Origin of the sequence: Streptomyces sp. 147326 (assembly GCF_045000215.1) — a bacterium.
Lineage (GTDB): Bacteria > Actinomycetota > Actinomycetes > Streptomycetales > Streptomycetaceae > Streptomyces.
In genome coordinates this window covers 4,355,155-4,377,082 of record NZ_CP134201.1, presented here as the reverse complement: position 1 = coordinate 4,377,082, position 21,928 = coordinate 4,355,155, and the positions used below count along the sequence as shown (strand labels likewise).

Sequence of the window (21,928 nt, the reverse complement as noted above, 5' to 3'; positions counted from 1 at the left end):
GTCGGTGCGGGAGGATCAGGACATGACAGCAATCGAGCGGTCCCGCACTGTGGCGGTCGTCGGCGCGGGCACCATGGGCCAGGGCATCGCCCAGGTCGCCCTTCTCGCAGGTCACCGCGTGCTGATCTACGACATCGACGCGACCCTCGCCGCCGACGGCGTCGGCTTCGTGCAGGACCGCGTCGAGCGGATGGCCGCCAAGGGCCGTCTCGACCGGGCCGAGGCCGAGGACGCGATCGGCCGAATCGGTTCGGCGGCCGCGCTCGGGGACCTTGCCGGGGCCGCCCTCGTCATCGAGGCGGTGGTCGAGAAGGTCACCGTCAAGCAGGCGCTCTTCGCCGCACTCGAAGAGGTGGTTTCGCCGGACGCGCTGCTGGCCACGAACACCTCCTCACTCTCGGTCACCGAGCTCGCCGCCGGGCTCGCGCACCCCGGCCGCTTCCTCGGCCTGCACTTCTTCAACCCGGCCCCGCTGCTCCCGCTCGTCGAGGTGGTCAGCGGTTTCGCGACCGACCCGGCAGCCGCCGAGCGCGCGTACCGCACCGTCCTCGGCTGGGGGAAGACGCCGGTCCGCTGCGCCGACACCCCCGGCTTCATCGTCAACCGGATCGCCCGCCCCTTCTACGCCGAGGCCTTCGCGGTGTACGAGGAGCAGGGCGCCGACCCGGCCACCATCGACGCCGTGCTCCGCGAGAGCGGCGGCTTCAAGATGGGCCCGTTCCAGCTGACCGACCTGATCGGCCAGGACGTCAACGAGGCCGTGACCCGATCCGTGTGGGAGTCCTTCTTCCGCAGCCCCAAGTTCACCCCCTCCCTCGCGCAGCGCCGGCTGGTCCAGTCGGGCCGCCTCGGCCGCAAGTCGGGCCACGGCTGGTTCCCGTACGGCCCGGAGGCCGTCGCCGCGCAGCCGCACACCGCCGGACCCGAGGAGGCCCCGGACAAGGTCACGGTGGTGGGCGACCTCGGGCCCGCGGCGGAGCTGGCCGACCTGCTGGAGGAGGCCGGCATCGCGGTGACGGCCACTGAGCACGGGGGGCCGTACATCCAGCTGCCCGGCGAGGGCCAGCTGGTCCTGGCGGACGGGAAGACCTCGGTCGAGTTCGCGGACGTCGTGTACTTCGACCTCGCGTTCGACTACCGCGGCGCCACCAGGATCGCGCTCTCCGCCAGCGAGGACACCAGCGAGCGGACCCTCGCCGAGGCGATCGGCCTCTTCCAGAAGCTGGGCAAGCGGGTCTCCGTCATCGGCGACGTCCCCGGCATGATCGTCGCCCGGACCGTCGCGATGCTGATCGACCTCACGGCGGACGCCGTGGCCCGCGGCGTGGCCTCCGCCGAGGACATCGACACGGCGATGCGGCTCGGCGTCAACTACCCCGTGGGCCCCGCCGAATGGCACGACCGGCTCGGCCGGGACTGGGCCTACGACCTGCTCCACCACCTCGACGAGCGCTGTCCCGGCGGCCGGTACGCGCCCTCGCTGGCGCTGTTCAAGCTGGGCTACGCGGCGGGCGACGAGGAGGAGACGGAATGACCACGGTCAAGCGGGACACGTACACCCCCGAGACCCTGCTGTCCGTCGCCGTCCAGGTCTTCAACGAGCGCGGCTACGACGGCACCTCGATGGAGCACCTCTCCAAGGCCGCGGGCATCTCGAAGTCCTCGATCTACCACCACGTCACGGGCAAGGAGGAGCTGCTGCGGCGCGCCGTCAGCCGCGCCCTCGACGGGCTCTTCGCGGTGCTGGAAGAGCCGGGGGCGGTCCGCGGCCGGGCGGTCGAGCGCGTCGAGTTCGTCACGCGCCGCACGGTCGAGGTGCTCGTCTCCGAGCTGCCGTACGTGACGCTGCTGCTGCGGGTGCGCGGCAACACCCGGACCGAGCGGTGGGCGCTGGAACGCCGCCGCGAGTTCGACCACCAGGTGGCCGATCTGCTCAAGGCCGCCGCGGCGGACGGCGACCTGCGGGCGGACGTGGACATCCGGCTGGCCACCCGCCTGCTCTTCGGCATGGTGAACTCCCTCGTCGAGTGGTACCGCCCGCACCCGGGAACCAGTCAGGACCAGCTCGCGGACGCGGTGGTCAGCATGGCCCTGGACGGCCTGCGCACCGCCCGCTGACCAGCGGGGCCACCCCCTTCGGCGCACCGCCGGGTGCTTCTGTAACCTGAGCGGGATTTCAGTCTTGAGCGCGTTCAAAACTCGCTTTCAGGACAATCGCACCGAACGAATATGGGGGGACCGGTGCGCAGTCGCCGTCTCGTAGTTTCAGCCGCCGCGATCGTCGCGGCCGTCGTCGGTTTCGTGCCGGGCACGGCCCAGGCCGCGGATCCGTCCGCGCCGGCCGTCCGGCAGGTCACCAAGCCCGCCGACCCGAAGAAGGTCGGCGCGTCCAACTTCAGGACCTTCACCAGCGGCGCCGACAAGTCCGTCCGGAAGGGTGCCTCCGGCGTCGCCCGGGCGGCGGGCGTCGCCGCCACCGGCAATCCGGACCTGCAGGTGGCCCTGAGCGCCACCAACACCGGCGCGCACTCCCTCCAGCTGGAGGCGAACGTCACGAGTGCCGATGCCGCCGCACTCGAGGTCAGCATCTCCTGGGGCGACGGGGGCCCGGTGCAGAAGCTCGCCGCCTCCGGCTCCGCCCTGCTGATGCCGGAGCACACCTACGCCGAGGTCGGCGAGTACAAGATCAAGGTCGGCGTGAACGACGTCGCCAACAAGGTGTACATCGAGAACGAGGTCACGGTCGTGACCTCGGGTTCCGAGTTCACGCCGTACGAGCCCACGCGTCTGCTGGACACCCGTGAGGGGTTCCGGGCGCCGAAGGCCAAGGTCGCCCCGTACAGCTCCGCCCGGGTGAAGGTCGGCGGCTACGGCACGATCCCGGCCGGTGTGGAGGCCGTGGTCCTCAACGTCACCGTCACCAACACCACCAGCGGCGGACACATCACGGCCTACGACACGGGCAACCAGCGGCCGAACGCCTCGAACATCAACTTCGAGCCCGGCCAGACCGTTCCGAACCTGGTCGTCGTACCGGTCGGCAACGACGGCTCCGTGGACCTGTACAACGGCGGCTGGGAGTCGGTCGACCTGATCGCCGACGTCACCGGCTACTTCATGCCGAAGGCAGCCAACGGCTACACCCCGATGGACCCGACCCGCTTCGTCGACACCCGCGAGGGCCTCGGCACGAACAAGGGCCAGGTCCCCGGTCAGACGAGCTTCGGCACGCAGATCGCCGGCCTGCGCGGGGTGCCCCAGGGCGTCAAGGCCGTGGCGCTCAACGTGACGGTGACCGGCCCGAAGGAGGCGGGCCACCTGATCGTCTACCCGGGCGGAGGCAAGATCCCGCTCGCGTCGAACGTGAACTTCACCGCCGGGCAGACCGTCGCCAACTCGGTGATCGTGCCGGTCGGCGCCGACGGGTCCATCAACATCCGCAACAACGCCTGGGCCGGCGCCGACGTCATCGTGGACGTCGTCGGCTACTACAGCCCGGCCGGCAAGGGTGCCTTCATGCCGCTCTCGCCGATGCGCTGGCTCGACACGCGCGACCCCGAGGGCGCGATCAGCGGGGCCTACGGACCGATCGCCGGCCGCGGCTACCTGGCCGTGCCGTTCTTCCCCGAGGACGGCACCGTCACCGCGTACGTGCTGAACACCACCGTCACCAATACGGCGGGCGGGGGCTTCCTCTCGGTCGCTCCGGACCCGAACTCGGTGGAGCAGTACGAGAAGGGCACCGCGGTCACGCCGGCGCGGCCCGGCGCCTCGACGCTGAACTGGACGAAGGGCAAGACCGTCCCGAACCTGGTCCAGGCGAGCGGGGGCCAGAACGGCATCGTCGACTTCTGGAACCAGGGCTGGGAGAAGACCGACCTCGTGGTCGACATCTCCGGCTACTACGAGAACCCGGTGATCAACCCGTAGCACCTGTGGCACCCGCAGGTGCCGGCCACAGCGCCCCGGGGACGGCCCTCCAGGCCCTTCCCGGGGCGCTGTCGCGCGTACGGCCTACTCCTCGCTACTCCTCGGCGATCGCCGGGGCGCCGGCGCCCGGGCCCGGACCCGTGTCCAGGAGATCCGTTTCCTCGAAGACCAGCAGGGTGCGCGTGGAGAGGACCTCGGGGATGGCCTGGAGGCGGGTCAGGACCAGCTCGCGCAGCGTCCGGTTGTCCGGCGTGTGCACCAGCAGCAGGACGTCGAAGTCCCCGCTGACCAGGGCGATGTGCGCGGCCCCAGGAAGCTCGCGCAGCTGCTCGCGGACCGTCCGCCAGGAGTTCTGGACGATCTTCAGGGTGATGTAGGCGGATGCGCCCTGGCCCGCGCGTTCGTGGTTGACGCGGGCCGTGAAGCCACGGATCACCCCGTCGTCGATGAGCCGGTTGATGCGGGCGTAGGCGTTCGCGCGCGAGACGTGCACCTGCTCCGCCACCGACCGTATCGACGCGCGGCCGTCCGCCTGCAGCAGCCGCATGATCGACCGGTCGATCGGGTCCAGGGGACGGGGTGCGACCGGTGGGACTCCCGGGGCACCGGGTGTGCCCGGGGCGCCCCCCGGTGGAGCCGGTGCGGAACCGGCTCCGGCCATTTGTTCATCCGGCATTGCCCGATGCCTCCCTCTCCTGGACGTCCTGCATCCATCCCAGGGCCCCATCGCCCGTTTGTCCACAGCCTGGAGCCGCCTGTAGCCAAATTGCGCGGACAACCGAACAATCGGTAGGTGAGGGGCCTCACACCCGGGGCACCCCCTGCCCGCTTCCCACGAGGAGGTGTACGCCCCCATGACGGTCCAAGAGCTGCCCGGTGCCGGTGCGTCCCACCGTCCCACCCCGCCGCCCGCCTGGAGGCCCCGTACGGACGCCGCCCCGCTGCTCCCGGACCCCGAGCCCTACCGGGTCCTGGGCACCGAGGCGGCCGACCGGCTGGACCCCGCGCTGATGCGGCGCTGCTATGCCGAGCTGGTGCGCGGCCGCCGCTACAACGCCCAGGCCACGGCGCTCACCAAGCAGGGCCGGCTCGCCGTCTACCCCTCCACCGTCGGCCAGGAGGCCTGCGAGATCGCGGCCGCGATGGTCCTGGAGGACCAGGACTGGCTGTTCCCGAGCTACCGCGACACCCTGGCCGCCGTGGCGCGCGGACTGGACCCCGTACAGGCGCTGACCCTGCTGCGCGGCGACTGGCACACCGGCTACGACCCGCGCGAGCACCGCATAGCCCCGCTGTGCACCCCGCTCGCCACCCAGCTGCCGCACGCGGTGGGCCTGGCGCACGCGGCCCGGCTGCGCGGGGACGACGTCGTCGCCCTCGCCCTGGTCGGCGACGGCGGCACCAGCGAGGGCGATTTCCACGAGGCGCTGAACTTCGCGGCCGTCTGGCAGGCCCCGGTGGTCTTCCTGGTGCAGAACAACGGCTTCGCGATCTCCGTCCCGCTCGCCAAGCAGACCGCGGCCCCGACGCTGGCCCACAAGGCCGTCGGGTACGGGATGCCCGGCCGGCTGGTCGACGGCAACGACATCGCGGCGGTGCACGAGGTGCTGTCCGAGGCGGTCCGCAGGGCCCGGGCCGGCGGCGGTCCGACGCTGATCGAGGCGGTGACGTACCGGATGGAGGCCCACACGAACGCCGACGACGCGACCCGCTACCGCGGTGACGCCGAGGTCGAGGCCTGGAAGGCGCACGACCCGATCGAGCTGCTCGAGCGCGAGCTGACCGCGCGCGGGATCATCGACGAGGCGGGCATCCAGGCGGCGCGCGACGAGGCCGAGGTGATGGCGGCGGCGCTCCGCGAGGGGATGAACGCGGACCCGGTGCTGGACCCGATGGACCTGTTCGCGCACGTGTACGCGGAGCAGACGGACCGGCTGCGTGAGCAGGCGGCCGTGCTCCGTGCAGAGCTGGAAGCCGAGGACCAGGCGTGACGACGGTGGCGGCGGCGAAGTCCGCGAAGCCGGGGGCCAAGCCCTCGACGATGGCGCAGGCCCTGACCCGGGCCATGCGCGACGCGATGGCCGAGGACCCGACGGTCCACGTCATGGGCGAGGACGTCGGGACGCTCGGCGGGGTCTTCCGGATCACGGACGGGCTCGCCAAGGAGTTCGGCGAGGACCGGTGCACGGACACCCCGCTCGCGGAGGCCGGGATCCTGGGCGCGGCGGTCGGCATGGCCATGTACGGGCTGCGGCCGGTGGTGGAGATGCAGTTCGACGCCTTCGCGTACCCGGCGTTCGAGCAGCTGATCTCGCACGTGGCGAAGATGCGCAACCGGACGCGCGGCGCGATGCCGCTGCCGATCACCATCCGCGTGCCGTACGGCGGCGGGATCGGCGGCGTGGAGCACCACTGCGACTCCTCCGAGGCGTACTACGTGGCCACGCCCGGCCTGCACGTGGTGACCCCGGCGACGGTCGAGGACGCGTACGGGCTGCTGCGCGCCTCCATCGCGAGCGACGACCCGGTGGTGTTCCTGGAGCCGAAGCGGCTCTACTGGTCGAAGGCCGACTGGTCCCCCGAGGCGCCGGCGGCCGTGCCGGGCATCGGCAAGGCCCTGGTCCGCCGGACGGGCACGAGCGCGACGCTGATCACCTACGGGCCCTCGCTGCCGCTGTGCCTGGAGGCCGCCGAGGCGGCCCGCGAGGAGGGCTGGGACCTGGAGGTCGTGGACCTGCGCTCGCTGGTCCCCTTCGACGAGGAGACGGTCGTGCAGTCCGTACGCCGCACCGGGCGCGCGGTGGTCGTCCACGAGGCGAACGGCTTCGGCGGACCGGGCGCGGAGATCGCCGCCCGCGTCACGGAGCGCTGCTTCCACCACCTGGAGGCGCCGGTGCTGCGGGTGACGGGCTTCGACATCCCGTATCCGCCGCCGATGCTGGAGAAGCACCACCTGCCGGGAGTGGACCGGATCCTGGACACCGTGGCACGCCTGCAGTGGGAGAACTGATGCCGCAGGTCATGGAATTCAAGCTGCCGGACCTCGGTGAGGGGCTCACCGAGGCCGAGATCGTGCGCTGGCTGGTGGCGGTGGGCGACGTCGTCGCCATCGACCAGCCGGTCGTCGAGGTCGAGACGGCCAAGGCGATGGTGGAGGTGCCCTGCCCGTACGGCGGAGTGGTCACCGCCCGCTTCGGCGAGGAGGGGCAGGAACTGCCGGTCGGGGCTCCGCTGATCACCGTTGCGGTGGGTGCGCAGACGCTCCCGGAGGCCCCCGAGGCCGAAGCCGAAGGCTCCGGCAGCGCCCCCCGGCCCCTGATCGGTTACGGCTCGGACCACTCGCGCCCGGCGCGTCGGCGACGGGTGCGACCCGTCACCGCCGAGGTCACGGCGCCGGTCGTCCCTGCCGTTGCCGCCGTGGCCGCCGGGCCCGTCGCGGTGATCTCGCCGCTGGTGCGGAAGCTGGCCAAGGACAACGGCGTCGACCTGCGCGCACTGCGCGGCTCGGGCCCGGAGGGGCTGATCCTGCGGGCGGACGTCGAGGCGGCGCTGGCCGCGCTGCGGGCTCCGGCGCCGGCGTCGGCGCCGGCCGGCCCGGCTCCGCAGGGCGAGCGGATCCCGCTCAAGGGCGTGCGGGGCGCGGTCGCCGAGAAGCTGTCGCGCAGCCGCCGGGAGATCCCGGACGCCACCTGCTGGGTCGACGCGGATGCCACCGAGCTGATGGCGGCCCGCGCCGCGATGAACGCGGTGGGCGGCCCCAAGATCTCGGTGCTGGCGCTGCTGGCCCGGATCTGCACGGCGGCGCTGGCCCGGTACCCGGAGCTCAACTCCACGGTGGACCTCGAGGCGAAGGAGATCGTCCGCCTCCCGGCCGTGCACCTGGGCTTCGCCGCACAGACCGAGCGGGGCCTGATGGTCCCGGTGGTCCGGGACGCGCAGAACCGGAACCCGGAGTCCCTGTCGGCGGAGTTCGCCCGTCTGACGGAGCTGGCGCGGGCCGGGAAGCTGGCCCCGGCCGACCTGACGGGCGGGACCTTCACCCTGAACAACTACGGGGTGTTCGGGGTCGACGGCTCCACGCCGATCATCAACCACCCGGAGGCGGCGATGCTCGGGGTGGGCCGGATCATGCCGAAGCCGTGGGTGCACGGGGGTGAGCTGGCGGTCCGCCAGGTCGTCCAGCTGTCGCTGACGTTCGACCACCGGGTCTGCGACGGCGGCACGGCGGGCGGCTTCCTCCGCTACGTCGCCGACTGCGTGGAATCCCCGGCGGTCCTGCTGCGCACCCTGTAGCTCGGCGCGGACCGGGTCCTCAAACGCCGGAGGGGCTGAAGGATTCAGCCTCGCCGGCGTTTGAGGCGCGGGCGCGGGCGCGGAGCGCGTGTCGCGTGTCGTGATCGGCGCTCAGACCGTGAGCAGGAGTTTGCCCACGTGGGTGCTCGACTCCATGACCCGGTGGGCCTCGGCGGCGGCCGTCATCGGGAACGACGCGTGGACCACCGGGCGGATCCGGCCCGCGGAGACCAGGGGCCACACGTGCTCCCGTACGGCCGCGACGATGGCCGCCTTCTCCTCCAGCGGGCGGGCCCGCAGCGTGGTGGCGGTGATCGCCGCCCGCTTGGAGAGCAGCGCGCCGAGGTTCAGTTCGGCCTTCACGCCGCCCTGGAGCCCGATCACCGCGAGCCGGCCGTTCACGGCCAGGGCGTCCACGTTCCGGGAGAGGTACTTCGCGCCCATGATGTCCAGGATCACGTCCGCGCCGGCCCCGCCCGTCGCCGCCTTGAGCTCCGCCACGAAGTCCTGCTCGCGGTAGTCGATCAGGATGTCCGCGCCCAGCTCCTTGCAGCGCGCCAGTTTCTCCGGGCCGCCCGCCGTCACGGCGACCGTCGCGCCCACCGCCTTCGCCAGCTGGATCGCCATCGTCCCGATCCCGCTGGACCCGCCGTGCACGAGCAGGGTCTCGCCGGGGCGCAGTCCGGCCACCATGAACACGTTGGACCACACCGTCGTGACGGCCTCGGGCAGCGCGGCCGCCGTCACCAGGTCCACGCCCGCCGGGACCGGCAGCAGCTGGCCCGCCGGAACGGCCACCCGCTGCGCGTACCCGCCGCCCGCCAGCAGGGCGCACACCTCGTCGCCCACCGACCAGCCGGACACCCCCGGCCCGATGGAGGCGATCCGCCCGGAGCACTCCAGCCCCGGATAGGGCGAGGTGCCGGGCGGCGGGTCGTAGTACCCCTGCCGCTGGAGGAGGTCGGCGCGGTTCACGGCGCTCGCCGCGACCTCGACGAGGACCTCGCCGTCGCCCGCCACCGGATCGGGTACGTCGGTCCAGACGAGGGCCTCGGGGCCGCCGGGCTGCTCGATGGTGATCGCATGCATGGCCCGGAGGCTACGCCAACTCGCCCTTACTCGGCAGAGCTCCGTGTCATGGGGTGAGAGGACGGCGGCGTCGCCCGGACGATGGTGATGAGACGGTCCGTCAGCTGGATCGGGCTCGCGTGCGGATCGTCGTACGCGAGCAGCCGGTGCCCGCGCAGCACGTTCACCACCAGGTCGTCGGTGTCCCGTACCGACTTGCCGACCTCGGACTTGCGGACGGGCCGTTCGATGAGGTCGAGGCCGCTGCCCTGCTGGATCAGGTCCTCCATCACGGCACCCGCGCTCGGGCTGAGGACCGAGAGGCCCAGCAGCCGGCCGGCCGCGCTCGCGCTGGTGATGACGGCGTCGGCGCCGGACTGGCGCAGCAGCGGGGCGTTCTCCTCCTCGCGCACCGCCGCGACGATCTTCGCCCCGCGGTTGAGCTGCCGGGCCGTCAGCGTGACCAGGACCGCCGTGTCGTCGCGCTGGGTGGCGATGACGATCTGACGGGCCTTCTGCAGCTCCGCACGCAGCAGCACTTCGGAGCGGGTGGCATCGCCGACCACACCGGTGAACCCCTCCGCGTTGGCCGTGTCGATCACCTTGGCGCTCGGATCGACGATGACGACCTGCTCCTTGGAGAGGCCGGTGGCCAGCAGCGTCTGCAGGGCCGAGCGGCCCTTGGTGCCGAAGCCGACGACGACCGTGTGCTCACGCAAGTTCTTCCTCCAGCGCTTCAGCCGCCACTCTTCCCGCGTCCGTTCCGTCAGGACTTCCAGGGTGGTACCGACCAGGATGATCAGGAACAGCACGCGCAGCGGCGTGATCAGCAGGATGTTGATCAGCCGCGCGCTGTCGCTGTACGGGACGATGTCGCCGTAGCCGGTCGTCGACAGCGTCACGGTGGCGTAGTAGAAGCAGTCGAGGAGGTCGACCTGCTCGTTGGCGTTGTCGTGGTAGCCGTCGCGGTCCAGCCACACGATGAAGACCGTCAGGAAGAGCACGAAGAGCGCCATCATCAAGCGCTTGGTGACCTGCCTGAGCGGCTGTTCGACGATCCGCTTGGGCAGTTTGATGCGCCGCGAGACGAGCTTCTCGTCGGCTTCGCGGGCCATCGCGTCCTGACCGTGAAGTTTCACGTGAAACATCCCCCGGAAGCCCACGGCAGATCGAGGATCTCCAGGTCCTGCCCGGAGCGCGCGCCCTTCGGCGGTACGACGGCCAGCGCGTCGGCGGCCGCCACCCCGCGCAGCATCGCGGGTCCGTGGTAGCGCAGCGGCACCGCGTGCTCGTCGCTCAGCAGGACCGGGACCAGCCGCGTGTCGTACGGGTGGCCCGGTACGTCGCCCTGGACCGGCGCCGTGTAGCGGGGGCGGTTGCGGCGGCCGGCGAGGGCGCGCAGCAGGGGCTCGGCGAGGGTCAGCAGCCCGGAGACGGCGGCCAGGGGGTTCCCGGGCAGCCCGACCAGGTGCCGCCCGTCGGCCCGGCCGCCGATGCGGGCCAGCAGCATCGGGTGGCCGGGGCGGACCGCCACCCCGTCGACCAGCAGCTCGGCGCCCGCCTTCCGCAGGACGGGGTGGACGTGGTCGACGGGTCCGGAAGCGGTGCCGCCGGTGGTCACCAGCACGTCGGCGGTGGAGGTGGTGACGGCCTCCAGCAGCGCCTCGGCCCCCGCGGGATCGTCGCCGAGCCTTCGCGTGCCGATGACCTCGGCGCCCAGCCGGGCGAGCCAGGGGCCGAGCATCGGGCTGAGGGCGTCGCGGATCAGTCCGTCGTGCGGGCGGCCCTCGGTGAGCAGCTCGTCGCCGAGGACCAGGACCTCCACGCGGGGCCGGGGACGGGTGGTCAGCCCGTCGTACCCGGCGGCCGCGGCGAGCCCGAGCACGGCCGGGGTGACCAGGGAACCGGCGGGCAGCAGCAGGTCGCCGGAGCGGCACTCCTGGCCGCGCGGGCGGATGTCCTGACCGGTGAGGACGGGCCGGTCGGCGAAGAGCTGGGTGCCGGCCTCGCGACAGTGCTCGCTGCGGATGACGGCGGTGGTGTCGGCGGGGATCCGGGCGCCCGTGGCGATCCGTACGGCCTCGCCGTCCGCGAGGGGCTCGGGCCGCTCGGAACCGGCCAGGACCCCGGCGCCGGTACGGACGCTCCAGGGGCCGGGACCGGCGACGGCCCAGCCGTCCATGGCGGAGGTGTCGAAGGACGGCAGGTCGGTCAGCGCGTCCAGGGGCGTGGCCAGGACCTCGCCGAGGGCGTCGGCGAGCGGAACCCGGTGCGTACGGGCCCGCACCCCGGCCCCGGCATGGACGGCGGCCTCCCGGGCGCGCGGCCAGGAGAGCGCCCGGTGGCCGCCCGCCCCGCCGCCCCCGGGGGCGCGGCTGACCAGGGCCAGGGCCTCGTCGAGGGCCTCCTCGGCGGAGTTCGCGGGGGTCATCCGGAGCCGTTCTGGTCGGCGGCGGCGTCGCCCCCTGCGCCGGTACCCGCGTCGGCCTCGGCCGCCCAGCGCAGCGCCAGGTCGGCGGCCTTGCGGGAGGCCTCGGCGACGGCCTGGGCGGGGTCGGCGCCGGTGGCGGCGGCTTGGGCGGCCGCGTAACCGACCAGGAAGGTGGTCAGCGGGGCGGCGGGCCGGGCGACGCCGTGGGCGGCGTCCCGGGCGAGATCGAGAAGGGTCTTGACGTCGACGTCGACGTCGAGGCCCAGCTCGTTCTTGGCGGCGGTGATCCATTGGTCCAGCACGGTTCCATGCTCCCTGATCCGGGCGCGGGCGGCGGCGAGATCGTCCCAGGTGTCGCAGTCGAAGGACGCGAGTGGCTGCGCCGTGACGCGGGCGAGGTCCAGTTCGGAGGTGAGCGCGCGCAGCGGGAGCCCGGCCAGATTGCCGTGCTCGGTGGCCAGCAGAGCGATTTCGCGGCGCAGGGGCTCGGCGCGGTAGGCGGCGACCAGCGGCTGGTCCCGGCCGTCGGGGTCGCGCAGCATCGCGCCGTCCGGGCCGGGCGCGTCGAGCAGGGCCCGTACGGTCTCCCGGTCCAGGAACGGCAGGTCCGCGGAGAGTACGAGGACCAGCTCGGCGGTGGTCCCGCGCAGCCCGGCGTCCAGCGCGGCCACCGGGCCGCCGCCGGGCGGGTCCTCCCGGGTCCAGCGGACCGGGCGCGCGGTGGGCCGGCGGCCGCCGACCACGACGGTGGTCAGGGCGTCGGGGCAGGCATCGAGGACGCGGTCGAGGAGAGCGCGGCCGCCGACGCTCAGCGCGGGCTTGTCCGCCCCGCCGAGTCGCTGCGCGGCGCCGCCGGCCAGCACGATCGCGTCGTAGCTCATGCCCATGAGTATGCGCGGACCATGTCCCTGCGGGGAGCCGCACTTACCTCGGGCTTATCCGGCGGCCTGGCGCGGGGCGGGAGGGTGCGGTGGGGTCAAAGAGAAAAGGGTCCGGATGCGTGGTGCATCCGGACCCTGCGAGCTACAGATACGGGCCCGATCGGATCGCGCCGTGGCCGCCGTCATCGTCGTCGTCGTGGGGCCCGCCCGGCGGGAGGGCGCGCCGCATCTGTTCCAACTGGGCCCGCGCCGCCATCTGCTGCGCGAACAGGGCCGTCTGGATGCCGTGGAAGAGGCCCTCCAGCCAGCCCACCAACTGTGCCTGCGCGATGCGCAGTTCGGCCTCGGAGGGGATGGCCTCCTCGGTGAACGGGAGGGACAGGCGCTCCAGTTCCTCCACGAGCTCCGGGGCCAGACCGTCCTCCAGCTCCTTCACCGAGGCGGCATGGATGTCCTTGAGCCGGACCCGGCTCGCCTCGTCGAGAGGCGCGGCACGTACCTCTTCCAGGAGTTGCTTGATCATGCTGCCGATCCGCATGACCTTGGCGGGCTGTTCGACCATCTCCGTCACCGGGACCTCGCGCGACTCGTCATCGGCGTCGCCGACCGCCGTCCCGTCCTGTCCCACGATCAGGACGTGCGGGGGGCTGTCCTGCGACCGTTCACTCCTCGGCATCTCCATGCCGTCATTCTCTCGCACACCTTCGTTCTCACACGGTGTGCCCCCGTACAGTCGTGATCCACCCTGTACGGGGGCACCAGGATCAGCCCGCGGTCCGGCGGGCCAGGGCGCCGGTGGAGCGGGTGACCAGCGCCGCCAGCAGGGCCGCGCCGAGCGGGACCACGACGATCAGCTGGGCGAGGGTCTCCCACGGCACGGAGATCGGCACGTAGGGCACGGCCTCCTGCGCCGACACGTAGCCCTTGTTCAGGCCGTGCTGGTAGAGCGCGTCCAGTTCCCGTCTCTGCACCATGCGCAGCCCGACCGCGGGCAGGATCCCGGCCGCCGAGCCCAGGACGACGCCCATCAGGGCGACCACCCCGCACTGGAAGCCGCTCAGCGTCCGCCGCACGCGCGGCGCCGCTCCCACGGCCGCCAGCGTCTTCAGGTCGGCCTCGGCGTCGGCTTGGGCGAGCCCGGTGGCGATGCCGGCCGCGCCGATGGTGACCAGGCCCGCGAAGACGGTCAGGGCGAGCAGCCCCAGGCTGTCGTTGCCCTGGTAGCCCTCTTCGATGGCCATGTTGGCCTCGATGCCCATGCGGTCGATCTCGCCGGCGATCTTCTGCCGCTGCTCGCTGCTCGCCGTCCCGTCGAGGGTGAAGTACGAACCGGTCGCCGCGGTGGCCAGTCCGGCGGCCTTGGCCGCGGCGGGCGGCAGGACCAGCTGGATGCCCCAGCCGTCGGCGCTTTCGGGGGCCAGGTGGACGGGAAGGATCTTGTCCTCACCGGCCGGATCCTCGCCGAGCGGGGGGGATGTGCTGACGCCCTCCTTGGCGATGACCACCCGCAGGTTGATCTTGCCGTCCTTGACCTGGCGCTTGTCGAAGGAGAGGGCGCGGCCCTCCTTGAGGGCGGCCACGGAGCCCGGGTCGGTGACTGCCAGCACGCTCAGCAGTTTCTCGTCGGCGACGACCACCGCGTTCCGGGTGACGCGCCGGCTGTCCGCGCAGCGCCAGTCCTGGCGCAGGACCCGGGCCTGTTCCTCGGTGAAGGCGTCAGGTCCCCCGCGGGTGTCGTAGAGCGGGCAGCGCTGCTCCTTGGGCTTGATGATCTCGACGCGGCCGCAGCCCGGCTCCTTGGAGAACGACTCGCAGCTCGGCATGCCGACGACCAGCCGGTCGAAGTCCGCACGGACCGCCACCGGGAGCTCCTTGGAGAGGGCCACGCGCAGGGCCGGCACCTCCTTGAACGCGCTGTTCTCCCTGGCATCCAGCACCCCGGCGCCGTGCGGCAGGTCGGCGACGTACTCGTGCCGCATCTGCAGGTCCCGGCTGTGCTCGTACGTGGCCACCGCGACGGTGCCGGCGACGGCGGCCAGGACCGCGGCCACGGCGGGCGCCGTACGCCCCCTGTTGCGCACGGCGTCGCGCAGCGCGAGCCGCGGCGACAGCGGCAGCCAGCGTCCGAGCCGGCCGAACAGGCCGACCAGGACCGGGGTGAGGGCGACGATGCCCAGCTCGGCGAGGGCGCTGCCGCCCGCGACGACGGTGGCGCCCATCTTCGACGCGGTGCCGTACAGGGCGATCATGGCGCCGCCGGCGACGGCGAGCAGTCCGAGGACCGGCAGCACCCGGTTGGCGCGGCGCACCCCGCGGCGGCCGGTCAGCGAGGCCAGCACGGTCTGCCGGGACGCGGTGACGGCGGGGACGATCGCGGACAGCAGGCCGGTCACCACGGCGAGCAGGGCGATGGCGGCCAGTTCCAGCGGGCGGAAGTCGAAGCCGCCGAAACGGACGCCGAGCTGGTCCTCCAGCACGGGGCGGAGCGCGATGGTGAGCACCACTCCGGCGACGGTCCCGATGACGGCGGACACGGCGCCGATGACCAGGCCGCCGGAGAGCACGATGGAGCGGATGTGGCGCCGGTCGCCGCCGTTGGCGCCGACCAGGCCGAGCTGGCGGCGCGAGCGCCGGGCGCCGACCGCGAAGGCCGGTCCGGCGAGCAGGCAGATCTCCAGCATGGCGAGGCCCACGACGGTGGCCAGGACGGCCATGTCGGAGGCGCTGCCCGCCTCCTGCTGGTACTGCTCCTTGGGTTCCTGCTGGTAGAGCGGTACGTCGGCATCGGCGGGCGGGTTCAGGCGGACGGCGCGGGAGACGACCACCAGTGACTTGGTGTTGGCCGCCTTGACCATGTTCCACGTGAAACCATCGCCGCCGACCTTGACCAGGTAGCTGACGTTGGGCCGGAGCCCGAAGGCTCCGGAAGCCTCCAGCGCCCGGTCGAGCGGGGCGATCAGGGTTCCCGGCGGGGCGAGGATCTCGTCCTTGCCGAGCTTGCTGGGAAGCTCGTACGCCCCGACGATCTTGTACGCGGTCGTCGCGCCGCGCGGGGTGACCGTGGAGCCGACGAAGAGGCCGGAGTGCTTCAGGAAGGCGGTGGTGGCGACGACCTCGCCGGCGCGCTCGGGCAGCCGGCCGCGGTCGAGCGTGAACATGCCGTCCACCAGCGGGCTCTGCGTGTCGAGTTCGTGCAGATCGGTGTCGAGCAGGCCGTGCTGGGTGCGGACCTTGCCGAAGCCCACGGAGTCCTTGATGACCTGGGTCCCGGCCGGGAGCGCGGACGTGTCCAGCTCCTGCGGGCTCTCCGGCGGTATCGACGAGCCGTCGAAGTTTTCGAAACCGCCGACGGGCGCGGAGCTGGAGCCGTCCGGCAGCTGGTAGATGGGCACGCCCATGCGCGAGTGGTTCACCCGGGCGTCGGCGGCCCCGATCTGGCGCGAGAGGGTCTGCTCGGGGGAGAGCTCGGCGCTGCGCAGGGTGAGGTCGGCGGCGCTCACGCCGATGATCGGCAGGGCGATCATCGCGAGGACCAGGGCGCTGCGGCCCTTGGCGCGCCAGGCGTCGCGGCGGGCGATGCGCAGGGCCGCGACCCAGGAGTGGTACCGGCCTTGGATCGAGAAGGTCACTGGCCGGCCGCCTGCCCGGAGAGGAGCGAGTCGGGCCGGCTGCGCAGGGTCTCGTCGACCACGGTGCCGTCGCGCAGGAAGACCACGCGGTCGGCCCAGGCGGCGAACCGCGGCTCGTGCGTGACCAGGATCCCGGCCGCGCCCGCGTCGCAGCGGGAGCGCAGCAGGGAGAGGACGGACTCGCCGGTCTCGGAGTCGAGGGCGCCGGTGGGCTCGTCGGCGAGGACCAGGCGGCGGTCGCCCACGAGGGCGCGGGCGATGGCCACGCGCTGCTGCTGGCCGCCGGACATCTCGTCGGGGAAGCGGTCGGCGAGCGCGGCGAGGCCTATCTCCTCCAGGGCGGCGAGCGCGGACACCCGCGCCTTGCGGGCGGAGGTCCCGTCGAGTTCCCGGGGGAGGGCCACGTTCTCGGCGGCGGTGAGCGCCGGGATCAGGTTGTAGTCCTGGAAGACGTAGCCGATGCTGCGGCGGCGCAGGGCGGCCAGCTGCTTGCGGGACGCCGTGGTGATGTCGGTGCCCTCGACCACGACCCGGCCGCTGCTCGGGATGTCGAGGCCGCCCGCGAGGGTCAGCAGCGTGGACTTGCCGGAGCCGGACGGGCCCATGACGGCGACGAGTTCGCCCGGGTACACCGAGAGGTTGATTCCGCGCAGGGCGTGCACCTCGGTGGCGCCGCTGCCGTGGGTGCGCACGAGCTGGTCCAACTGCAGTACGGGCTGCTGGGGCTGGCGCTGGGGCTGATCAGGCATGAAGGGTCCCCCCTGGGACGGTGGTTCAGCCGCGCCGCGTTCGGGCGGGACGGGGCCGGGCGGTGGTGGTCGGGGCCGGGGTCTCGGCGGCGGTGGCGGCCTGGGGTGGTTCGGGTTCGCCGGCTCTCCGGTCGGCCGGCAGGGAGAGCCGTACGAGCCGGGCTTCGCAGTGGTCGAGCCAGCGGGCTTCGGCCTCGGTCTGGAAGATCAGCTGCTCCAGGACGAGCAGCCAGGCCACGTCGTCGCGTTCGCGGGACTGCCCGCTCTCGACCGCGGCGAGCGCCGTGGCCTTGAGCCGGGTGTAGTCCTGCATCGCCTTGATCGTGGCGTGGCGCTGGGACTGGATGACGGCGCGGATGTCCACTCCGGGCGCGCCCACGGCCATCGCGAGCTTGATGGAGAGCTCGTCGCGGGGCGGGTTGGCCCGGTCGACGGGACGCTCGTACCACTGGCGCAGCTCGGTGCGCCCGGTGTCGGTGATGGCGTAGAGGGTGTGCCCGGCGGCGTCCTCGCCGTCGGGGGCGACGAGACCGTCGCGTTCGAGGCGGGCGAGGGTGGTGTAGACCTGCCCGACGTTGAGCGGCCAGGTGGAGCCGGTGCGGGATTCGAACTCGGTGCGCAGCTGGGAGCCGTACCGAGGACCCCGTTCCAGCAGGGCGAGAAGCCCGTGACGGATCGACATACTGAGTATGTATACCGAGTATGTTCACTCACGGCAACCATCCTCAGGCGTACGCCGGAAGGGGGACCGCCGCTGCGCCGCCGGTCAGATGCTCCGGCGCAGGCGCACGCCGAGGTAGCCCAGACCCAGTCCCATCAGGGCGAATCCGGTGCCGAGGGGCAGTATGTGCGCGGCCAGGTCGGCGGCCCGGTCGTTCGGTTCGGTGCCGAGGGCGTTGACCTTCCCCCCGGGCGGGCTCGGCGTCACCACCGGCGGTGGCGGGGTCGGCGGCGGAACCGGGGGTGTGGGCTTGGCCTGCGGGCGGACCGGCAGCGGCCGGGCGGCCACGGCCAGCTCCGGGTTGGCGGGCTCGCCGGCCGGCCGGCCGGGCCGCTCCCGCCCGACCCCGGCGGCGCTGCCGGCGAGCTCCCGGAAGTCGTCGTCCGACGGGGTGGGCGAGGCGGGTGAGGTGCGCGAGGCGGTGCCGGAGGCCAGGGCGAAGGGGCCCGCGTACGCGGAAGCGGCGGGGACGAGCGCGGCGGCGACCAGTGCGGCACAGGCCAGCCAGCGGGGCGGGCGGAATCCTTGGATCACGGGGAGCCCCTCCCGTCCCGAGCGGCCGAGACGCTCGCTCAGCGTCAGAGATATGCGCTCAGATTTACATGGTGGGGCAAAACCGGCATCCCGGGCGCCCCATCGGGGTGCCCGGGATGCCGGTGTGTCGTGAGGCGTCGCCCCTGCGGACTACTCCGGATTGCCGGTCGACACGGTCAGCGTGTACTCCGTGCCTTCCTTGTCGATCTTGTCCCCGGCGGCCGGCGACTGGATCAGCACCGTGTCCTTGCCGTAGACGGCCTCGTCCTTGAATTCGATCTTGTACTTGCCGCGCGAGGCCTGGATGCACTCCTTCACGGAGAGCAGGTTCTTGTACTTGAGGTCCGGCGCCGAGTACTTGCCGGCCTCGCTGTAGTGCTTCACCGGCTCCGAGCACTTCTTCGGGTCGATCGTGCGCGTGATGTCGGGCCCCTTGAACCCGGCCTTGGCCGAGGCGGAGGCGGAGGCGTCCGTGGAGCTCCCCGGGTTCGCCGTGGGGCCCCCCTTGTCCTCGTCCCCGTTCATCGCGATCGCCGCGATCAGACCGCCGATGGCCAGCAGCGCCACCGCGATCGCTCCCGCGACCACCGGCACGTTCTGCTTGCCGCCGCCGGCCGCCCGGGACTCGCTCACCGTGCTCGCCGGGGAGATCGTGTACGGCGGCGGGGTCTGCGGCGCGTACTGCTGCGGCGGGGGCGTGTGCGGGTAGGCGTAGCCGCCCTGGGCGTGCGCCTGCGGGGCCGGCGTCGGCGCGTAGGGGGCGGGCGCGGGGGTGTGCGGAGCCTGGTACGGCTGCTGCACCGACTGCGGCGGCGCCTGGAACCCGGAGTCCACCGGCGGGAACACGGCCGAGCCCACGCCCGCACCGCTGCTCAGGGGCCCGTGGCCCTGCACGATGACCGGGGCCCCGGTCTGCCCGGAGCCCAGCACGCGCGCCACCTCGTCGCCCATGGCCGCGGCCGTGGGGAAGCGCTCGTTCGGGTTCTTCTTGAGGGCCCGCGCCACCAGCGCGTCCATCGCCGGCGTGATCGAACGGTTGATGGAGGACGGGGCGACCGGCTCCTCCTGCACGTGGGCGTACGCGATGGCCAGCGGCGAGTCCGCGTCGAAGGGGATCCGGCCGGTCAGCAGCTGGAACAGCATGATGCCGACCGAGTACAGGTCGGAGCGGGCATCGACCCCGCGTCCCAGCGCCTGCTCGGGCGAGAGGTACTGAGGGGTGCCGACGACCATGCCGGTCTGCGTCATCGAGGTGACCCCCGACTGCATGGCGCGGGCGATGCCGAAGTCCATCACCTTGACCACGCCGCGCTTGTTGACCATGACGTTGCCGGGCTTGATGTCGCGGTGGACGAGCCCCATCTCGTGGCTGGTCTCCAGCGCGGCCAGCACATCGGCCGTCACCTTCAGGGCCTTGTCCGCCGGCATGGCCCCGTACTGGCGGATGTCCGCCTCCAGGACCGAGCCGAGGGGCTGACCTTCCACGTATTCCATGACGATGTAGGGCATCACGGCGCCGTCGCCCGCGCCCGAGCCGCTGAACGTCACTTCGCCTTCACCGGTGTCGAATACCGAGACGATGTTCGTGTGCGACAGTTTCGCTACAGCCTGGGCCTCGCGGCGGAACCGCTCGCGGAACGACTGCTCGCGGCCGAGGTCGCTGTGGAGGGTCTTGATGGCGACCTGCCGGTCGAGGGCCGAGTCGTACGCCAGGTACACGGAGGCCATGCCTCCCGCGCCCAGCAAGTCCCTTAGCTGGTAACGGCCACCGGCCAGAGAGCCGCCCGCGTACTGGCCCTGAGTGCCGTCCTGGCTCATGACTGTTGCTTCCCCTCGGGATGTGTCCCTACGCCGTTGGCCGGGCGCATATGGCGCCCAGTCTGCCCGAGGGCAAGCACACGTCAAGCCAGGTGCCCGTTCCGTGACCACATGGGCACAGGGCGGCCTTGTCCGAACGGTGACCGGTTCCGAGGCTGTAGCGTTCGTCGGAGCACCATGGAAGAGGACTACCGCTGAGCGGCGGCCGAGAGAGACGACGGCGAGGACTGATGGCACCCGAACCCGAGGGAAACGGCGCCGGGATGACCGATGGTCCTGAGCACTGGGGCGCAGGCGGCCTGGTGGGAGACGGCCGTTACCGGCTGACGCACCGGCTGGGCCGGGGCGGCATGGCCGAGGTCTTCGCGGCCGAGGACGTACGGCTGGGCCGCACCGTCGCAGTGAAGCTGCTGCGCGCCGACCTGGCCGAGGACCCGGTGTCCAAGGCCCGCTTCACCCGCGAGGCGCAGTCCGTCGCCGGACTCAACCACCACGCCGTCGTCGCCGTGTACGACTCGGGCGAGGACCGGGTCGGCCCCACCACCGTCCCGTACATCGTGATGGAGCTGGTCGAGGGCCGCACCATCCGCGACCTGCTGGTCAGCGCCGAGGCGCCGGGCCCCGAGCAGGCGCTCATCATCACCTCGGGTGTGCTCGAAGCCCTCGCGTACTCGCACCAGCACGGCATCGTCCACCGTGACATCAAGCCGGCGAACGTCATCATCACCGAGGCCGGCGCGGTGAAGGTGATGGACTTCGGCATCGCCCGCGCCCTGCACGGCGTCCAGTCGACGATGACCCAGACCGGCATGGTCATGGGCACCCCGCAGTACCTGTCGCCCGAGCAGGCCCTCGGCAAGGCCGTGGACCACCGCTCCGACCTGTACGCGACCGGCTGTCTCCTCTACGAACTCCTCGCGCTGAGACCCCCGTTCACCGGCGAGACCCCGCTGTCGGTGGTCTACCAGCACGTCCAGGACGTGCCCGTGCCGCCCTCGCAGCTGCCGGAGGGCCACCACATCCCGCAGGAGCTCGACGGGCTCGTCATGCGCTCCCTCGCCAAGGATCCGGACGACCGGTTCCAGAGCGCCGAGGAGATGCGCGGGATGGTCCAGTACGCGTTGCAGATGCTGCACGACCAGGGGCCGAACACCGGCACCTGGAACACCGGTCCGGTCAGCATGGCCCTGCCGCACGGCCGGGGCGGGGCCGGCGCCACCACGGTCATGCCGGTGGCCGGGACCGGCGGGCAGCAGCAGTACCCCTCGCACTCCTCCACCTCGCAGTTCCGGCAGCCGATGGTGCCGGCGCTGAACCCGGACGACGGCTCGGCGTTCCCCGGCGGCCGCGGTCCCGGCGGCAACGGCGGCGGTTACGACGGCTACGACGACCGCGGCGGCAACGGCAGCCGCTGGAAGATGTGGCTGTTCGCGGTGCTCGCGATCGTCGCGATCGCGGGCGGCGTCGCCTTCGCCGTCAAGAGCGTGAGCGACAAGGGCGACGGGAAGCAGACGCCGAACACCAAGCAGAGCTCCAGCGTCGCGCCGTCCGAGTCCAAGTCCCCGGACGCCCAGCCTTCGCACCCGACCGCGGAGAACACGCCCTCGAACAACGACAACCAGCCCCTGCCGAGCCGCAGCCGGACGCAGAGCTTCAGCCCTACGAACTCGCCGACCGCCTCGCACTCACCGACCGGTTCGACCTCGCCGTCCACCACACCGGCGACGAAGCCCGCGACGACCCCGGCGACGAAGCCCGCGACGACGCCGGCGACGAAGCCCCCGGAGACGGGCGGCCCCGGCGGCCTGTCCGAGGAGTGACGGACGATACGCGTGTACGGGAACGGGCCCGGCGGAATCAATTCCGCCGGGCCC

18 protein-coding genes are annotated in these 21,928 nt (G+C 72.6%); 7 read left to right on the top strand and 11 right to left on the bottom strand.

Annotation, left to right across the window (positions count from 1 at the left end; translation table 11 throughout):
* The first annotated feature begins 22 nt into the window (after window positions 1–22).
* The 3 genes from RIU97_RS19780 to RIU97_RS19770 all read left to right on the top strand — a co-directional run bounded on the left by RIU97_RS19780 (window position 23) and on the right by RIU97_RS19770 (window position 3,930).
* Complete coding sequence (locus RIU97_RS19780) at window positions 23–1,534, top strand: 3-hydroxyacyl-CoA dehydrogenase (RefSeq protein WP_404958580.1); 1,512 nt, start codon at window positions 23–25, stop codon at window positions 1,532–1,534.
* Window positions 1,531–2,118, top strand: a complete 588-nt coding sequence (locus tag RIU97_RS19775; RefSeq protein ID WP_404958578.1) for a TetR/AcrR family transcriptional regulator — start codon at window positions 1,531–1,533, stop codon at window positions 2,116–2,118. The genes RIU97_RS19780 and RIU97_RS19775 overlap by 4 nt, the downstream gene beginning before the upstream one ends.
* A 123-nt stretch (window positions 2,119–2,241) precedes the next feature.
* Window positions 2,242–3,930, top strand: coding sequence for a hypothetical protein (locus RIU97_RS19770; protein WP_404958576.1), 1,689 nt, complete (start codon window positions 2,242–2,244; stop codon window positions 3,928–3,930).
* A gap of 94 nt (window positions 3,931–4,024) precedes the next feature.
* On the opposite strand, the gene RIU97_RS19765 is transcribed toward RIU97_RS19770, so the two are convergent.
* On the bottom strand, window positions 4,025–4,606 hold the full coding sequence (locus tag RIU97_RS19765) for an Lrp/AsnC family transcriptional regulator (protein WP_404958574.1): 582 nt from the start codon (window positions 4,604–4,606) through the stop codon (window positions 4,025–4,027).
* 178 nt (window positions 4,607–4,784) lie between these two features.
* Here RIU97_RS19765 and pdhA point away from each other — a divergent pair, with 178 nt between their 5' ends.
* From pdhA to RIU97_RS19750, 3 genes are read left to right on the top strand one after another with little or no spacing between them, the layout of a single operon-like run.
* Window positions 4,785–5,921, top strand: coding sequence for a pyruvate dehydrogenase (acetyl-transferring) E1 component subunit alpha (gene pdhA / locus RIU97_RS19760; RefSeq protein ID WP_404958572.1), 1,137 nt, complete (start codon window positions 4,785–4,787; stop codon window positions 5,919–5,921).
* Window positions 5,922–5,971: 50 nt separating this feature from the next.
* The gene (locus tag RIU97_RS19755) at window positions 5,972–6,940 is read left to right on the top strand and encodes an alpha-ketoacid dehydrogenase subunit beta (protein ID WP_327419339.1); all 969 of its coding nucleotides are present in this window, start codon (window positions 5,972–5,974) and stop codon (window positions 6,938–6,940) included.
* On the top strand, window positions 6,940–8,223 hold the full coding sequence (locus tag RIU97_RS19750) for a dihydrolipoamide acetyltransferase family protein (protein WP_404958570.1): 1,284 nt from the start codon (window positions 6,940–6,942) through the stop codon (window positions 8,221–8,223). The genes RIU97_RS19755 and RIU97_RS19750 overlap by 1 nt, the downstream gene beginning before the upstream one ends.
* A 111-nt stretch (window positions 8,224–8,334) precedes the next feature.
* Here RIU97_RS19750 and RIU97_RS19745 read toward each other — a convergent pair whose 3' ends face one another.
* The 10 genes from RIU97_RS19745 to RIU97_RS19700 all read right to left on the bottom strand — a co-directional run bounded on the left by RIU97_RS19745 (window position 8,335) and on the right by RIU97_RS19700 (window position 20,054).
* Complete coding sequence (locus RIU97_RS19745; protein ID WP_404958568.1) at window positions 8,335–9,312, bottom strand: NAD(P)H-quinone oxidoreductase; 978 nt, start codon at window positions 9,310–9,312, stop codon at window positions 8,335–8,337.
* A 26-nt stretch (window positions 9,313–9,338) separates the two neighbouring features.
* Window positions 9,339–10,439 carry a potassium channel family protein gene (locus RIU97_RS19740; RefSeq protein WP_404958566.1) on the bottom strand — a complete coding sequence of 367 codons (1,101 nt, stop codon included), beginning with the start codon at window positions 10,437–10,439 and terminating at the stop codon, window positions 9,339–9,341.
* The gene (locus RIU97_RS19735; protein ID WP_404958564.1) at window positions 10,427–11,722 is read right to left on the bottom strand and encodes a molybdopterin molybdotransferase MoeA; all 1,296 of its coding nucleotides are present in this window, start codon (window positions 11,720–11,722) and stop codon (window positions 10,427–10,429) included. The genes RIU97_RS19740 and RIU97_RS19735 overlap by 13 nt, the downstream gene beginning before the upstream one ends.
* Window positions 11,719–12,603, bottom strand: a complete 885-nt coding sequence (locus RIU97_RS19730; RefSeq protein ID WP_404958562.1) for an NTP transferase domain-containing protein — start codon at window positions 12,601–12,603, stop codon at window positions 11,719–11,721. The genes RIU97_RS19735 and RIU97_RS19730 overlap by 4 nt, the downstream gene beginning before the upstream one ends.
* A gap of 142 nt (window positions 12,604–12,745) precedes the next feature.
* On the bottom strand, window positions 12,746–13,285 hold the full coding sequence (locus RIU97_RS19725) for a bacterial proteasome activator family protein (protein ID WP_319731183.1): 540 nt from the start codon (window positions 13,283–13,285) through the stop codon (window positions 12,746–12,748).
* 82 nt (window positions 13,286–13,367) lie between these two features.
* On the bottom strand, window positions 13,368–16,220 hold the full coding sequence (locus tag RIU97_RS19720) for an FtsX-like permease family protein (protein ID WP_404962882.1): 2,853 nt from the start codon (window positions 16,218–16,220) through the stop codon (window positions 13,368–13,370).
* Window positions 16,221–16,228: 8 nt separating this feature from the next.
* Window positions 16,229–16,981, bottom strand: coding sequence for an ABC transporter ATP-binding protein (locus RIU97_RS19715; RefSeq protein ID WP_404958559.1), 753 nt, complete (start codon window positions 16,979–16,981; stop codon window positions 16,229–16,231).
* Between the two features lie 25 nt (window positions 16,982–17,006).
* Complete coding sequence (locus RIU97_RS19710) at window positions 17,007–17,663, bottom strand: PadR family transcriptional regulator (RefSeq protein ID WP_404958557.1); 657 nt, start codon at window positions 17,661–17,663, stop codon at window positions 17,007–17,009.
* 84 nt (window positions 17,664–17,747) lie between these two features.
* Window positions 17,748–18,236: a hypothetical protein gene (locus RIU97_RS19705; protein ID WP_404958555.1), complete on the bottom strand. Its 489-nt coding sequence runs from the start codon at window positions 18,234–18,236 to the stop codon at window positions 17,748–17,750.
* Window positions 18,237–18,386: 150 nt separating this feature from the next.
* Window positions 18,387–20,054, bottom strand: a complete 1,668-nt coding sequence (locus RIU97_RS19700; RefSeq protein WP_404958553.1) for a protein kinase domain-containing protein — start codon at window positions 20,052–20,054, stop codon at window positions 18,387–18,389.
* Window positions 20,055–20,284: 230 nt separating this feature from the next.
* Here RIU97_RS19700 and RIU97_RS19695 point away from each other — a divergent pair, with 230 nt between their 5' ends.
* The gene (locus RIU97_RS19695; RefSeq protein ID WP_404958551.1) at window positions 20,285–21,874 is read left to right on the top strand and encodes a protein kinase domain-containing protein; all 1,590 of its coding nucleotides are present in this window, start codon (window positions 20,285–20,287) and stop codon (window positions 21,872–21,874) included.
* The last annotated feature ends 54 nt before the right edge of the window (window positions 21,875–21,928 follow it).

Bases quoted from the DNA above. Each gene is read 5' to 3' on its own strand.
- RIU97_RS19780 (WP_404958580.1), top strand. From the start codon at position 23: ATGACAGCAATCGAGCGGTCCCGCACTGTGGCGGTCGTCGGCGCGGGC.
- RIU97_RS19775 (WP_404958578.1), top strand. From the start codon at position 1,531: ATGACCACGGTCAAGCGGGACACGTACACCCCCGAGACCCTGCTGTCC.
- RIU97_RS19765 (WP_404958574.1), bottom strand. From the start codon at position 4,606: ATGCCGGATGAACAAATGGCCGGAGCCGGTTCCGCACCGGCTCCACCG.
- pdhA (WP_404958572.1), top strand. From the start codon at position 4,785: ATGACGGTCCAAGAGCTGCCCGGTGCCGGTGCGTCCCACCGTCCCACC.
- RIU97_RS19755 (WP_327419339.1), top strand. From the start codon at position 5,972: ATGGCGCAGGCCCTGACCCGGGCCATGCGCGACGCGATGGCCGAGGAC.
- RIU97_RS19750 (WP_404958570.1), top strand. From the start codon at position 6,940: ATGCCGCAGGTCATGGAATTCAAGCTGCCGGACCTCGGTGAGGGGCTC.
- RIU97_RS19745 (WP_404958568.1), bottom strand. From the start codon at position 9,312: ATGCATGCGATCACCATCGAGCAGCCCGGCGGCCCCGAGGCCCTCGTC.
- RIU97_RS19740 (WP_404958566.1), bottom strand. From the start codon at position 10,439: ATGTTTCACGTGAAACTTCACGGTCAGGACGCGATGGCCCGCGAAGCC.
- RIU97_RS19735 (WP_404958564.1), bottom strand. From the start codon at position 11,722: ATGACCCCCGCGAACTCCGCCGAGGAGGCCCTCGACGAGGCCCTGGCC.
- RIU97_RS19730 (WP_404958562.1), bottom strand. From the start codon at position 12,603: ATGAGCTACGACGCGATCGTGCTGGCCGGCGGCGCCGCGCAGCGACTC.
- RIU97_RS19725 (WP_319731183.1), bottom strand. From the start codon at position 13,285: ATGGAGATGCCGAGGAGTGAACGGTCGCAGGACAGCCCCCCGCACGTC.
- RIU97_RS19715 (WP_404958559.1), bottom strand. From the start codon at position 16,981: ATGCCTGATCAGCCCCAGCGCCAGCCCCAGCAGCCCGTACTGCAGTTG.
- RIU97_RS19710 (WP_404958557.1), bottom strand. From the start codon at position 17,663: ATGTCGATCCGTCACGGGCTTCTCGCCCTGCTGGAACGGGGTCCTCGG.
- RIU97_RS19700 (WP_404958553.1), bottom strand. From the start codon at position 20,054: ATGAGCCAGGACGGCACTCAGGGCCAGTACGCGGGCGGCTCTCTGGCC.
- RIU97_RS19695 (WP_404958551.1), top strand. From the start codon at position 20,285: ATGGCACCCGAACCCGAGGGAAACGGCGCCGGGATGACCGATGGTCCT.